Annotated in this window: 14 protein-coding genes; 3 read left to right on the forward strand and 11 right to left on the reverse strand. The window is 68.5% G+C overall.

The window, feature by feature from the left end:
* The first annotated feature begins 48 nt into the window (after positions 1 to 48).
* The 3 genes from SD37_RS23890 (at position 49) to SD37_RS23900 (ending at position 3,866) form a co-directional block, all read left to right on the forward strand.
* Positions 49 to 1,059, forward strand: coding sequence for an alpha/beta fold hydrolase (locus tag SD37_RS23890; protein ID WP_044854812.1), 1,011 nt, complete (start codon positions 49 to 51; stop codon positions 1,057 to 1,059).
* Positions 1,060 to 1,398: 339 nt separating this feature from the next.
* Positions 1,399 to 2,589: a PucR-like N-terminal domain-containing protein gene (locus tag SD37_RS23895; RefSeq protein WP_044854811.1), complete on the forward strand. Its 1,191-nt coding sequence runs from the start codon at positions 1,399 to 1,401 to the stop codon at positions 2,587 to 2,589.
* Positions 2,590 to 2,621: 32 nt separating this feature from the next.
* The gene (locus SD37_RS23900; RefSeq protein ID WP_044854810.1) at positions 2,622 to 3,866 is read left to right on the forward strand and encodes a PucR family transcriptional regulator; all 1,245 of its coding nucleotides are present in this window, start codon (positions 2,622 to 2,624) and stop codon (positions 3,864 to 3,866) included.
* Positions 3,867 to 4,070: 204 nt separating this feature from the next.
* On the opposite strand, the gene SD37_RS23905 is transcribed toward SD37_RS23900, so the two are convergent.
* The 11 genes from SD37_RS23905 to SD37_RS23955 are packed head-to-tail and all read right to left on the reverse strand — an operon-like array spanning position 4,071 to position 13,985.
* Positions 4,071 to 4,724 (reverse strand): hypothetical protein, encoded by a 654-nt coding sequence (locus SD37_RS23905; RefSeq protein ID WP_044854809.1) that lies wholly within the window; start codon positions 4,722 to 4,724, stop codon positions 4,071 to 4,073.
* A gap of 10 nt (positions 4,725 to 4,734) precedes the next feature.
* Positions 4,735 to 5,238: a hypothetical protein gene (locus SD37_RS23910; protein WP_044855034.1), complete on the reverse strand. Its 504-nt coding sequence runs from the start codon at positions 5,236 to 5,238 to the stop codon at positions 4,735 to 4,737.
* Between the two features lie 5 nt (positions 5,239 to 5,243).
* Complete coding sequence (locus tag SD37_RS23915) at positions 5,244 to 6,344, reverse strand: MCE family protein (RefSeq protein ID WP_044854808.1); 1,101 nt, start codon at positions 6,342 to 6,344, stop codon at positions 5,244 to 5,246.
* The gene (locus tag SD37_RS23920) at positions 6,344 to 7,318 is read right to left on the reverse strand and encodes an MCE family protein (protein WP_044854807.1); all 975 of its coding nucleotides are present in this window, start codon (positions 7,316 to 7,318) and stop codon (positions 6,344 to 6,346) included. The genes SD37_RS23915 and SD37_RS23920 overlap by 1 nt, the downstream gene beginning before the upstream one ends.
* Positions 7,315 to 8,319, reverse strand: coding sequence for an MCE family protein (locus SD37_RS23925; RefSeq protein ID WP_044854806.1), 1,005 nt, complete (start codon positions 8,317 to 8,319; stop codon positions 7,315 to 7,317). The genes SD37_RS23920 and SD37_RS23925 overlap by 4 nt, the downstream gene beginning before the upstream one ends.
* A complete protein-coding gene (locus SD37_RS23930) occupies positions 8,319 to 9,329 on the reverse strand; it encodes an MCE family protein (RefSeq protein WP_235783572.1) in 1,011 nt (336 codons plus the stop codon). Before SD37_RS23930 ends, SD37_RS23925 begins: the two co-directional genes overlap by 1 nt.
* Positions 9,326 to 10,339 (reverse strand): MlaD family protein, encoded by a 1,014-nt coding sequence (locus SD37_RS23935; RefSeq protein ID WP_044854805.1) that lies wholly within the window; start codon positions 10,337 to 10,339, stop codon positions 9,326 to 9,328. Before SD37_RS23935 ends, SD37_RS23930 begins: the two co-directional genes overlap by 4 nt.
* Entirely contained in the window at positions 10,336 to 11,559 is a 1,224-nt protein-coding gene (locus SD37_RS23940) for an MCE family protein (protein ID WP_044854804.1), read from the reverse strand. The genes SD37_RS23935 and SD37_RS23940 overlap by 4 nt, the downstream gene beginning before the upstream one ends.
* A complete protein-coding gene (locus tag SD37_RS23945; RefSeq protein ID WP_007033208.1) occupies positions 11,556 to 12,395 on the reverse strand; it encodes an MlaE family ABC transporter permease in 840 nt (279 codons plus the stop codon). Before SD37_RS23945 ends, SD37_RS23940 begins: the two co-directional genes overlap by 4 nt.
* A 4-nt stretch (positions 12,396 to 12,399) precedes the next feature.
* Positions 12,400 to 13,203 carry an MlaE family ABC transporter permease gene (locus SD37_RS23950; RefSeq protein ID WP_044855033.1) on the reverse strand — a complete coding sequence of 268 codons (804 nt, stop codon included), beginning with the start codon at positions 13,201 to 13,203 and terminating at the stop codon, positions 12,400 to 12,402.
* A gap of 2 nt (positions 13,204 to 13,205) precedes the next feature.
* Positions 13,206 to 13,985, reverse strand: a complete 780-nt coding sequence (locus tag SD37_RS23955; RefSeq protein WP_044854803.1) for a hypothetical protein — start codon at positions 13,983 to 13,985, stop codon at positions 13,206 to 13,208.
* Positions 13,986 to 14,061 lie beyond the last annotated feature (76 nt).

The raw sequence follows: 14,061 nt of genomic DNA on the forward strand, positions 1-14,061 counted from the left end.
CGGCCTTTCCTCACGTTATTTTGACGCCTGACAACGGAAAGGCGGGACATGGCCCTCGAAGCGCGCACACTGACCCTGCACGGGCAGGAAATCCGGCTGCGGGAATACCTGCCGTCCACAAGGGACACCACGGGCGAGCCGCTCGTGCTGCTGCACGGGATCTCGGGCAGCGGGCAGACCTGGATCCCGCTGCTCGAGCATTTCGAGCGGACCGGGTTCGGGCGGCACGTCCTCGTCCCCGACCTGCCCGGCCACGGCGACTCCGGCTCACCGAGGGCCGACTACGGCCTCGGCGCGATGGCCAGCGTCGTCCGCGACATCCTCGCCCTCACCGGGAACCACCACGCGACCATCGCCGGGCACTCCCTCGGCGGCGGGATCGCGATGCAGTTCGCCTACCAGTTCCCGGAGATGTGCGCCCGGCTGGTGCTCGTGGGCAGCGCCGGACTCGGTCCGCAGGTGACCGCGGTCCTGCGCGCGACGGCGCTCCCGGGCGCCAAGGCGACACTCGCCGCCGCCGTCAACCCGGTCACCGTCGCGATCGCCCGCGGGATCGCCGCCGCCGGCCGCGGTCTCGGCGGGAAACTGGCCCCGGAGACGCGGGAACTGACAAGGCACCTTTCGTCACTCTCCGACGCGGGCCGCCGCCGGGCGTTCCTCTTCATCGCGCGCAGCCTGATCGACCTCCGCGGCCAGCGCGCGAGCGCGGTCGACAAGCTCTACCTCGCCGAGCAGGTGCCGACCCTGATGATCTGGGGTGCCCACGACCCGCTCATCCCGGTCGAGCACGGCCGAAAGACGGCGGAACTGCTGCCGGGTAGCCGCTTGACCGTGTTCGAAAATGCGAAACACTTTCCACATGTAGCCGACCCGGCCCGGTTCGGTGCGGAGCTGGAACGCTTCCTGGACGAGACGGAACCCGCCCGGCTGACCCTCGAAGAGGTCGTCGAGATCCTCGTTCGGGCGAGCGAAGCGGCGAATGAGGTCGAAAACCGCGCGAAGGCCGTGAAGAAGGTCCCGGAAAAGTTGTCACCCGGACCCCATCTCAGGCGTGCCTAAATGTCACCCGCCGCCGGATCGGACCACCCGTTCGGGTGTAGTCCATCCAGGTGGCCGATCAAGGTCCCGCCAGCCGTTGACAGTCCTCTCGGCCGGATTTTATGTTGCGTGAGCCACAAAATCTGGATCGGCTTCACCGTTGAAGAGGCTGATTTTGTTGCTACCAAGGATAAAAACATGACCGACTTGGATACCGGGTTCTCGCGGCACGATCTGCGGACCGCACGGCCTGACCCCGACGTGCGTCACCCCGTCACCCCGCACCGCCAGCCACCGGGTCCGGTCCAGCGACCGCGCGCCTTCGCGCCGGCACCGAGAACCCCAGTGGAGAACCGACCTGTGCGCAGCACCGGTGCGAATGGACTGTGGGCGTCACTGCCACGGGAACTCGGCGAGCGGTTCCGGCCGCGGGCCGACCCGTTGGCCCGAGCCATCCTCCAGGAGGTACAACGAGCCGTCCCCGAATACGCCCAGCCGCTGGAAGGCGCGTTCGGACAGATCATCACTCAGGGTATCCGGCAGGCCATCCTGCATTGCCTCGATACGGTCGGTCAGGGGACGGCCCCGCTCGACAAGTGGTCCGCGGTCTTCCGCAATCTCGGGAAGGTCGAGTTCAAGGAGGGCCGCAGTCTCGACTGCCTGCAGACGGCCTACCGCGTCGGCGGTCGGGTCGCCTGGCGGCACGTTTCGGAATTCGGGCAGGCGATCGGAGCGGACGCCGATCTCCTGTGCACCGCGGCCGAGGCGATTTTCGCTTACGTGGACGAGATTTCCGCACTGTCCATCGAGGGCTACACGGCCGCGCAGGAACGGGCCGCCGGCACCAGGGCCAGACGTAGACGGCGGCTGCTCGAACTCATGCTCTCCGATCCGCCGTCCTCACCGCAGTCGATCGCGTCCCACGCGGCCAATGCCCAATGGGCGCTGCCCGCCGAGGTCACGGTCGTCGCGCTGGAACGCCGGAACGGCCCGCTCGACTCCGACAGCGCCGACCTCGACGCCGACGTCCTGGTCGACTTCGAGGGCCCCAAGCCCTGCCTGGTCACCGGAGACCCCGACAGGCACCTGAAGGACCTCGCCGAGCGGCTCCCCGGCTGGCGGGCGGTGATCGGCCCGGCCGTGCGGCTCACCGAAGCGCCGCGCTCCCTGCTGTGGGCCCGCCGCACCCTGCGGCTGGTCCAGCGCGGGGTCCTGCCGGACAAGCCGGTCACCCGCTACAGCGACCACCTGTCCACCCTGTGGCTGCTCGCCGACGAGTTCCTGGTCCGTGAGCTGTGCACACGCAGCCTCGCCCCGTTCGACGACCTCACGCCCAAGCAGCGGGCGCGGCTCGGGGAGACGTTGCTGATCTGGCTGCAGTCCCGGGGCAGCGCTCCGGAGATCGCGAAGAAACTCAAGGTCCACCCCCAGACCGTCCGGTACCGCATGCACCAGCTCATCGATCTCTTCGGCGACCGGTTGAACAACGCCGACGACCGGCTCGACATGGAGATCGCCCTGCGCGCGGAGGCCTTGCTCGCCGAGGACTGATCAGCGTTTCCCACTCACAACGAGGTGACGAGGTGACCCGACCGCAGGATGGCCGCAGCGGGGTCGAGGCGACATACGGACCGCTCCTCTCCCCCGCCCGGCCGGGCGGGTCGAGCGGACGTCCCGTGCAGCTCTGGGCCTTGCTGCCGAGAGAACTGGCGACGGTGTTCCGGCCGGTGCTGGCCGACGTGGCCGGGGAGGTGGTCCGCGAGATCCAGCGGACCATCCCCGACTACGCCCGGCCGCTGGACGGCGCGTTCGGCAAGGCGCTCAAAACCGGTGTCCAGATGGCGTTCCTGCAGTTCCTGGAGCGGATCGGGAACCCGGAGGCGCCGTCGGAAGACCGCCGGGGTGTGTTCCTGAGCCTGGGTGTCCAGGAGTTCCACCAGGGCCGCAACGTCGACGTCCTCCAGGCGGCGTACCGGGTCGGGGCCAGGGTGACCTGGCGCCGCGTGGCCGAGGCCGGGCGGCGCACGGGTGTTCCTTCGGCGACGTTGTGCCTGCTCGCGGAAGCCATCTTCGCCTACATCGACGAGCTGTCGGCGCTGTCCGTCGAGGGCCACGCGGAGGCGCGGGAGAAGGCCGCGGGCGCGCTGGAGCGACGGCGTCACCGGCTGATGGAACTCCTGCTCGCCGAACCGCCGTCACCGCCCGACGTCGTCAAACACGCCGCCGACCTCGCACGCTGGCAGTTACCGGACCTGCTCGTCGCCGTCGCACTCGATCAGCCGTCGGACGAAGCTCCGGCGGCTGCTTCGAGCGCGCTGGCGGACTTCGAGAGCAGTTCGCCCTGTTTGCTGCTGCCCGCTCCGGAACCGGATGAACGGGAACAATTCGCCGAGCATCTGGCCGGTTGGCGAGCCGCGGTCGGCCCCGCCGTCCCGCCCTCCTACGCGGCTCGTTCCCTGCGGGCCGCGCGAGAGGCACTGCGGCTCGTCGAGTCCGGCGCGCTCGCCGACGAGCCGGTGACGTGGTGTGCCGACCACCTTTCGCGACTGTGGCTGCTCAAGGAACCGTTTCTGGCCGCCGAGCTGGTGCGGGAGCGGCTCGGGCCGTTGGCCGGGCTCACCGGGAAGCAGCACTCACGGCTGGCCGGGACCCTGCTCGCGTGGCTGGAGACGTGCGGGAACGTCCGTGAGGTGGCGGAGCGGCTCTCGGTGCACCCGCAGACGGTGCGGTCCCGCGCTCAGGAACTGGAGGCGCTGTTCGCGGACGGGCTGAAGGACCCCGAACGCCGCTTCGAGATGATCCTCGCCCTACGAACGATCCCCTCCTGAACCCCACGCATTCAGAGGACTAAATGCGTGGGGTGAGCGTGGTCGCGAGTGGCGTGTCCAGGCTTGAGGCTTCCGGCGAGGGGTGGGCTGAGTTGGTCGTGAGTGGCGATTCGGGTTAGAACCCGAATCGCCACTCACGACCCATCCGCGCGCTATCCCCTGAGGACACGCGTTTAGAGGACTGAATGCGAGGGGGTGGCGGGGTCAGGCGGCGGCGAGGGCGGTGACCCGCCACTTCCCTTCGGACCGTTCGGCCGTCACGCTCAGCTGGGCCGCACCGCTACTGCGCTGCCCGTCCCCGCGGACGCCGGTCTGGTCGAGGAACACCAGCAGCGACGCCCGGTCGCCGTCGAGGACCTTGACACCGGAGACCACCGGAGTCGAGGTCACGACCAGTTTCTGCGCCGTCGCCAGGTTCCGGACCTGGGCGAACAGCTGATCGTACTGACCCAGCGCGGGTCCGGAGAGGACCTCTTTCGCGGCCTGTTCGCTCTTGGCGGGATCGTCGTACCGGTACGAGAAGATCGTGCCGAGCGCCTTGCCGACCTGGTCGCTCACCTCGGCGGTCGCGGCGACGTCGGTCAGCGCGGTGTTGTGCGCCAAAACAGCCGTCGTGTCCCGCGCCTCGATCGCGAACCACCCCGCGAGGCCCGCCATCACCAACGCGACCGCGCCGAAAGCCAGAGCACCCCGACGCCGCACCGGTGCGACGGTCTCCTCGGAAACCTCCGGGACGTCATCGACCGGGTCGACCTCGACGACCTCATCGGGCGCGTCGAGGACTTTCGTGCTCCCGCCCATTTTCCCGGCCACCTTCACGGTGCGCCGGGCCGGTTTGACGGCTCGTTTCGTGGTCATCCGTCCTCCGTCATGGCTTTCCGGTGTCGGTCACCGGCACCTGCCCGAGCGACGTGACCCGCCACCCGTCCGGCGTCCGGTTCAGGCCGGCCCGGAACCGGTTGTGCTTGGTCACGGCCTCCCCGCCGTCGGGCCGGACCTCGAGTTCGACCGACGCGATCACTTCGGCCGTCCCGCCGCCACTGTCCACTTCGGTCACCGCGGCGTCGACGACCCGGCCGGTGGTGACGGTCTTCGCCTGGCCGATCCGGCCGAGGCCGCCTTCCCGGTCCCGCGCCAGCTCGTCGTGCAGCGCGCCGCCGGAGAGGTTCAGCCAGTTCTGGTAACCCTGTTCCGCCTGCCGGTAGTCCAAAGTGGTCAGTGTGGCGACCGCCTGCCTCCCCGCCGTCAGCGCGTCCTCCCGGACCGTGGCCCGCGCGACGCCGTCGTCGCGGCTCGCGTCCCACCAGGAGTAGCCGAACCAGGCGGCGAACGCCGTGGCGACCACCGCGAGGAGGACAGCGAATCTGGTCATGGTCTTCACCTTCCCGGGACGTTCTGCGAGCCGCGGACGTTCGTCGGATTCCCCTTCGGCAGCGCGCAGCGCGCGGCGGTGTTCAACGGACGCGGTGCCGTGTCGAGCCCGTCGCGGTAGCCGGTCCCGTAACCGGTGACGCACGGCGGCGGGTCGAAGAACGTCAGCGACAGGCCGACGTGCGCGCCGTCCGGTCCCATGATCGCGGCGCCCGCCGCGACCGCCTTCGGCGCGGTGACCAGCAGTTGCTCGATGCCGTCCAGCCGCGTTTCCAGTACGTCCGCGGTGGTCAGCAGGTTCGCCAGCAGGATGCCGAGGCTCGGCCCGGTCTCCCGCAGCACGGAACTGATCTCGTTCGCCGCCGCCGGGATGGCCGGGATCAACCGGCGCAGATCCCCGTCGGAACTCTTCAGTGTCTCGGCGAGCAGTTTCGCGTTCGCGCCGAACGAGCGGATCGCGTCCGCCTGCGAAACCTGCGTGTCGAGCACGGTCTGCGCGTCGGTCACGAACCTGGTGAGCGGATCGACGTGGGCACTCGCCGCCTTGACGAACTCGATGCCCCGTCCGACGAGCTGGTCCAGTGCCGGGCCCGCGTCGGACGTCGCCTTGTACAGCTCGTCGACCACGGTCCGCAAGGCGGGTTTCGGCACCGAGTTGGCGAAAGCGTCCACACTGGACAACACGACGTCCACCGGCAGCGGGATCTTCGTGTCCGCCTCGCTGATCACCGAACCGTCCCGCAACATGGCACCGTCGCCGCGTCGCGGCCGCAGGTCGACGTACTGCTCGCCGACGGCGGACCGGTTGGCGATGACGGCTTCGGTGTCCGCCGGCACTTCGGGGCTGCCGGGCTCGATGTCGAGGTCCACCTCCATCCCGGAGGAGGTCAGCCGTAGTTCGCCGACCCGGCCGATCGGCACGCCCCTGTAGGTGACCTCGGCGTTGCTGAAGATCCCGCCGCCGGTGGCGAGCCGCACCTTCACGGTGTAGCCCCGATCGAGTACCAGCTTGTCCAGCCCCGCGTACGTCGCACCGACGTACGCGACGCCGAGGACCGCGACGACCACGAAGACCACCAGCTGGCCGCGGACGAACTTGGTCAGCATCAGCGGCCGCCGCTCTTGAAGGTCAGGAAGGTGTTCAGATAGTCGCCGCGGAGGGCGTCGAGCGCGGCGTCGGGGAACGGGAAGGTGAAGATCATCTCCATCGCCTTCGGCAGTTTGTCCCCGGAGTCGGCCAGCCGCCTCAGCATCGGTTCGAGCGCCTTCAGGTCCGCGACGAGGTCGTCCTTGCTGCGGTTCACCGTGTCGACCGCGACCGAGGTGAGCCCGTCCAGCGATTTGAGCATCCCGACCAGTGCCTGACGCTGCTGGTTCAGTACCTCGATCCCGGGCGTGAGCCCGTTCAGCGTCGCCTTGATCTGCTCCGTGTTCGCGTTCAAGGTCGCCGCGAGCCTGTTGACGCTCTCGATGGCACGGGTGATCTCCGCCTTGTGCTCGTCGAGCCCGCGGACGAAAGTGTCCAAATTGGACAAGAGGCTGCGGGCCGCGCTTTCCTTGCCGCCGAGCGCGTCGTTGAGTTCGCGGGTGATGTTCTGCACCTGCGCGACGCCTCCACCATTGAGCAGCAAGGAAAGCGCGCCGAAGACCTCTTCGATCTCCGGGGTCAGCGACGAGCGCGCCAGCGGGATCACCGCGCCGTCGGCCAGCCGCCCGCTCGGGGTCGCCTCGTCCGGCGGCGCGAGTTCGACGAACTTCTCGCCGAGGATGCTCGCCTGCCGCAGCCGCGCGACCGCGTTGGCCGGCAGGTTCACATTGCCGTCGATCAGCAGCCCGACCACGGCGCTGCGCCCGTCCGGCGCCAGTTCGACCGTCCGCACCTGGCCGACCGGGACGTCGTTCACCTTCACCCCGGACTGCGGCACGAGATCCAGCACGTTGGAGAAACTCGCCGTGACGTGGATCGGATGGTCGCCCAGCGCGGCGCCGCCCGGCAGCGGGATGTCGTAGACGTCCACACCGTCGCCGCAACCGGTGGCGGCCAGCACGAGGACCAGTACGGCAGCGAGCCGGGTTTTCATTTCGCCCCCGAGAATTCGGTGAGGTTCCCCCGGCCGTCGAGCGTTCCCGCACCCTGGTTGTACGCGCCGAGCACGTTCGTCAGCGCGTTCGGCGCCGCGTCGAGTGCTTCTCCCAGCGACGCCTTCTGCTGGATGAGCACCTTGGTGATCTCGGAGAGTTTGTCCACATCGGACTTCACCTTGCCCCGGTTGTCCTTGATGAACCCCTGGACGACGCTGAGCGCCTCGGTGAGTTCGCTCATCGCGCCGGAGAACTGGTCCCGCTGATCGGCCAGGATCTTGCTGATCGACGAGATCTGCTGGATCGCCTGTTTCACCTGGCCGTCGTTCGCGGCGAGCATCGCGGTGAACTTGCTGATGTTGTCGAGGGAGGTGAACAGATCGTCCTTGGAATCACTAGCCGTACGGGCGAACTCACCGAGGTTCTTGATCGCCTCGCCGAGTTTGCCGCCGTTGCCGTCGAGATAGGCCGCGGCCTTGGTCAGGACGTCGCTGACCGCGCCGTCCCGGTTGGCGCCCTTCGGCCCGAGCGCGGTCATCAGCTGGTTGAGGCTGCCCAGGAGTTCGTCGACCTCGACCGGGGTCACCGTGCGCTCGCGGGGGATCCGGGCGTCGCCGCCCAGCTCCGGCCCGCCCACGTACACCGGGGAGAGCTGCACGTACCGGTCGGCGACCAGGCTCGGGGTGATGACCACGGCGCCGACGTCGGCGGGCAGTTTGACGTCCGGCCGGATCGTCATGGTCACCTCGACGTTCGTCCCCCGCGGCTCGACCTTGGTCACCGAACCGATCGGGACGCCGAGCACCCGCACCTCGGTGTTCGGGTAGACCCCGACGGTCGCGGTGAAGTACCCGGTCAGGACCCGGTCCGCCTGCTTGGTGAGCAGCGGCCAGGCCGCCGTCACGAGCAGCCCGGCGACCACGGCGACCGCGAGGCGCCGCACCCAGGCCCGGCGCCGGGCCTGTCCCCCGAGATCGGCCAACGTGAAGTGGCGCCCCATCAGCGTCCCCCGTTCCTCGACGGCATACAGCTGCCCGGCGGACCGCCGGTCGGGACGAGCCCGCAGATGTAGGTGTCGATCCAGCGGCCGTTGCCGACCGCGTTGCCGAGCAGCCGGTAGAACGGCCCGGCCAGCCGCAGGCTCTCGCTGAGCTTGTCCTGGTTGCGCTGCAGCACGGTGGCGACGCGATCGAGCTGGTCGAGCGCCGGGCCGAGCGTCTTCTGGTTGTCCGCGACGAGTCCCTTGAGCTGCACCGACAGGTTCTTCACGCCGCTGAACAGCTTCGCGATCGCGTCCTTGCGCGCGTTCAGTTCCGTGAGCAGGGTGTTGCCGTCCCGGATCAGCGCTTCGATCTGCTGCGTCCGGTCGCCGAGCGTCCGGGACACCTTGTTCGTGTTCTGGAAGAGTTTCACCAGTTCCTCGTCGCGCGACGCGAGTGTCTTGGACAGGGCGGTGATGCCGTCGAAGGCCGTCCGGACCTCTTGGGGTGTGGAGGCGCCGAGCGTTTCCGACATCACCCCGAACGCCTTCGCCAGCTGATCGGTGTCGATCGCGCCGACGGTGTTCGCGAGGTCGTTGAACACCGTGGTGACGTCGTAGGGCGAACTCGTGCGCTGCACCGGGATCGGTTCGTCCGGATCCAGTTCCGCGTTGCCGACCGGGTCGATGACCAGGTTCTTCTGCCCCAGCAATGTCTTGATCTTGATGGCGGCGGTGGTGCGGTTGCCGATCCAGGTGTTCTTGACCCGGAACAGGACCTTGACGCGACCACCGTCCAGGAGGACGTCGGTGACCTCGCCGACCTTCACCCCGGCGACCCGGACCTCGTCGTTGCGTTTGAGCCCGGCGGCTTCGGTGAATTCCGCCGAATACGTGACACCCCCGCCGACCAGCGGGAGGTCGTCGGAGAAGAAGGTCGCCGAGCCCGCCGCCGCCATCAGCAGCGCCGTGACGGCGCCGACGACGATCGGGTTGCGGCTGCGGAAGGGTTTGATCCTGGGCGCTTTCACCGGCACCGTCCCTGGGTCAGCGGGATGCCGACCGGCGGGCCGCCCGGGGCGGGCCGCGCATCCGATTTGACCGAACAGAGGTAGAAGTTGAACCACGAGCCGTACGAGACCATCGCGCCCATCCGGTCCAGCTTCTTCGGGAGGTTGGCCAGGAACTGTTCGAACACGGGGGTGTTGTCGGCGAGGTTCTTCGACAGATCGCCCAGGGTGACGATGCCCGCCTTCAGCGGCGCGCGGCCGTCCTGGAGCAGGCCGGCGGTGGCCGTGGTGAGCTCACCGAGCCCGCCGATCGCCTGCCCGATGGGTTTCGCGTCGGCGGCGAGCCCGGAGACCAGCCGCGCGGTGACGTCGACGAGCTTGTCGAACTGATCGCCCTGGGAGTTGAGCGTGTCGAGGACCGTGTTGAGGTTCCCGACCACCTGGCCGATCACCTCGTCCTTGCCGGCCAAGGTGTTCGTCAGCGACGCGGTGTGCTCCAGCAGGCTGTCGATCGTGCTCCCCTCGCCCTGCAGCACCTGGACGATCTCGAACGACAGCTGGTTGACGTCGTTCGGCGACAGCGCCTGGAACAACGGTTTGAACCCGTTGAACAACGCGGTGAGGTCCAGCGCCGGATGCGTCCGCTCGGGCGGGATCAGCGCTCCTCGGTCGAGGACGGGCGGACCGTCGGGGCCGGGGTCGATGGAGAGGTACCGCTGGCCGACGAGGTTGCGGTACCGGATGGTGATCGACGCGCCCGCGGTGAGGCGGCGCCTGTCCTCGATCGAGAACCGCACGTCCGCGAGGCGGCGTTCGACCACGGCGACCGAATCCACCTGGCCGATCCGGACCCCGGACATCCGGACCTCGTCCCCGGGGTTGACCGAGGTCGCGTCGGTGAACCTGGCGGTGTAGCCGACCGTCGTGCCGACGCCGGAGTTCGCGATGGTGATGGCCAGGATGCCGGTCGCCACCGCGGTGATCACGAAGAAGATCAAGCCCTTGATCGCCGGGCCCGCGACACTCCTCATCGGACGGTCACCTCCGTACCGCGTAACGCCGGGCCCACGAGCACGCTGCTCCAGTCCGGGACCTCGGCCGGCCGCATCCCGAGCGACGGTGCCAGCAGCTCGGCGACCAGCCCTCGTTCCCCCTTCGAATTGACCGGGCCGAGGTCCCCATCGGCGGCGAAGGACACCGCCGCCGAAGACCCACCCCCGCCGTAACACCTCGGCCCGCCCTTCTGGTCGAACCTCGGATCGTCACGACCCGGCACGTACTTGTCCCGCGCGTCGTGGACGGACAGCGTCACGTGCAGCCCCGGCTCGCCGGTTCCTTTGCCCAATGCCTTCTCCATCACCGGCTTGAGCCGGTTCACGGCGTCGAACAGGCAAGGGAACTCGGGCGAGTATCGCGAGAGCAGTTCCAGCGTCGGCCTGCTTTTCGCACTGACGCCGATGATGCTGTCCTTGTTCTGCACGAGGAACTTGTTCAGGTCACCACTGGCGGTGGTGACACTGGTGTACAGCTTGTCGAGATCCGCGCGAGTGTCCACAATGGTCTTCGCCGTCGTGGAAAGATCCGAAAGAGCGTTCAGGATGTCCGGTGCGGCCCCGGTGTAGAGGTCGGCCACGTCGGCCGCACGGCTGATGTCGGCCTTGAACTGGGGCATCAGCGGGTTCACCCGGCCGAGCAGGTCGTTGAGCTGGACGATGCTGTCCCCCAAGGGTTTCCCGCGATTGTCGAGGGCCAGCGAGATCGCGCCGAGCGAGCTGTTGAGCTTCTGCGGCTGCACCGCCCGCAGCAGGGGCAGCAGATCGCCGAGCACGCGTTCGAGTTCGATCGCGTTGGCCGAACGGTCCTGGGTGATGACGTCGCCGTCCCGCAGCGAACCACCGGCGGGCCGGTCCGGCAGCACGAGGTTGACGTAGCGCTCACCGAAAACCGTCTTCGGCAGCAGCCGGGCCGAGACGTTCTTCGGCAGCTGATCGATTTTCGCCGGGTCGATGGCGAGATCGATCTCGGCGCCGTCCGCACTGCCGCGGACCGCCCGGACCTCGCCGAACGGGACGCCGCGGACCTTGACCTCGGCGGGTGGGGCCAGCTGGTTGCCGACCCGGTCGGTTTTGAGCGTGACCAGCTCCGCGCGGTCGAAATCCTTGTTGAAGATGGCGACGGCGAGCCAGCCGAGCAGCACCAGGATGACGAGGAAGATCACCCCGGCGGCCTGCGTCCGTGCCCGCGCGCTCATCCGGACACCTTCACCGTCGTGGTCGCGCCCCAGATGGCCAGGCTGAGGAACAGGTCCAGCACGCTGATCAGCACGATCGACGTCCGCACGGCACGCCCGACCGCGACGCCGACCCCCGCCGGGCCGCCCGCCGCGCGATAGCCGTAGAAGCAGTGCGTGAGGATCACGCCGACGCTGAACACCAGTACCTTGCCGAACGACCACAAGACGTCTTCAGGCGGTAAGAACAGGGAGAAGTAGTGGTCGTAGGTCCCGCCGGACTGGCCGAAGAAGACGACCGTCGTCACCCGCGAGCCGAGGTAGGAGATCAGCAGGCCGATCACGTAGAGCGGGATGATCGCGATGAACCCGGCCACGATCCGGGTGGTGACCAGGTACGGCATGCTGCGCACGGCCATCACTTCGAGCGCGTCGATCTCCTCGGAGATCCGCATGGCGCCCAGCTGCGCGGTGAACCCGGCGCCGACCGTCGCGGACAACGCGAGCCCGGCCGAGAGCGGCGCGATCTCGCGGGTGTTGAAGTACGCGGTGAGGAAGCCGGTCATCGCGGAGATGTTGATCTGGTTCAGTGCGCTGAAACCCTGCAGCCCCACCGTGATCCCGGTGAACACGCACAGGCCGACCATCACCCCGACCGTGCCGCCGATGACCGCGAGGGCGCCGCTGCCGAAGGTCACTTCGGCCAGCAGGCGCACCACTTCGCGGAAGTAGCGGGTGACGGCCATCGGGATCGCCGCGAGCGCGCGGATGTAGAACAGCAACTGGTCGCCCAGCTCGAAAAGACTGTTGCCGGGGCGTTTGAACGCCTCGCGGGCCCGTTCGGGGACGCTGGTCACGGGATCAGGTTCCCTTCGCCGGGACGAGCTGCAGGTACAGCGCGGTCAGGATGGTGTTGACGAAGAACAGGAGCAGGAACGTGATCACCACCGACTGGTTGACGACGTCGCCGACGCCTTTCGGGCCGCCCCGGGGATTGAGGCCCCGGTACGACGCGACGACACCCGCGAGGAAACCGAAGATGAACGCCTTGATCGAGCTGACGACGAGGTCGGGCAGCTGCGCCAGCGCGTTGAAACTCGCGAGATACGCGCCCGGCGTCCCGCCCTGCACGATGACGTTGAAGAAATAGCCGCCGAGCACGCCGACGACACTGACCAAGCCGTTGAGCAGTACCGAAACCCCGATGGCGGCCTGTACCCGCGGGACGATCAGCCGGTGGATCGGCGAGACGCCGAGCACCTCCATCGCGTCGATCTCCTCACGGATGGAGCGGGCACCGAGATCCGCGCAGATCGCCGAACCGCCGGCACCCGCGATGATCAGCGTCGTCACGATCGGGCTGGCCTGCTGCACCACGGCGAGGACGCTCGCGGCGCCGTTGAACTGCTGCGCGCCGATCTGGCTCGTGAGCGAACCGAGTTGCAGCGAGATGACCGCGCCGAACGGGATCGACACGAGGATCGCCGGTGTGATCGACACACTGGCGATGAACCAGAACTGCTGGATGAACTCACGGACCTGCACCGGACGGCGGAACATCGCGAGGACGACGTCGATCCCCATGGCGCACATCCGGCCGAATTCGCGCAGCGCGGCGGCGGCCTTCTCCGGCGCGCGGGCGAGCAGGGCGACGGGATTGGTCATCGTCAGGCTCCGCATCCGTTGGGGGGCGGCCCATCGCCGGTACAGCGCAGCTTCAGGTGGGTGACCAGCGTGTTGCCCGGCCCGGACACCAGACCGGTGAGCAGCGGGCTCAGGTCCTCACGGCCACCGCAACCGGCGAAACCGGGGGTGGGGAAGGTGGTGGTGACCTTCACCGGCGGGGCAGGGAACGCGAGCGGCACCAGCGCTTTGATGTTCACCACGACCGATTGCGCGGTCCGGCAGTTCGGGCCGACGTCGAGGACCTTGCCGTCCACCTTGACGTTGGAAAGCTTGATGAACATCTTGTTCGTGACGTCGGAATCCGCGCAGAGGTTCGTGCCGACCGCCTTGCAGCCGGTGGTGGCCCCGGTCTTCACCTCGACGGTGCCGGTGGCGTCGCCGTCCGGGATCAGTTCCACGTCACCGGTGGCCGGCATGAAGCGGAAGGACACGAAATAGCTCGACGTCGGCGGGATGGCGAGTTTGCCGGTGATCGGCACCCTGCCGACGAAGCCGAGGATCTTGCCGTCGAACAGCCCCTGCGGGAACGTGATGTCCGAGCCGAGTTTCGCGACGCGGCTCGTCGTGGGCTGTTGCTCGTCGCCGACGTAGAATCCGAACTTCAGTCCCGGCGCGGCCGCGGCCGCGGGAACCTGAACGGGTTCGGCCTGCCGTGTCCGCGCCGGGTCGGCGGCGGAGGCGGAAGCCAGCGAAAGCGCCCCCAGCCCCAGCACCGCCGGGAGTAGGAAGGCGCGCAGAACGCGCCCGGTCAGCACTGACATTCGGGCTTCCTCACTTCGACTTCCCCGGCCGAACGGCCAACTTGTGCAGCACGCTACTGGCGGAAGATCAGGGAAA

Origin of the sequence: Amycolatopsis orientalis (assembly GCF_000943515.2) — a bacterium.
In the GTDB taxonomy this organism is placed as follows: Bacteria; Actinomycetota; Actinomycetes; order Mycobacteriales; family Pseudonocardiaceae; genus Amycolatopsis; species Amycolatopsis orientalis.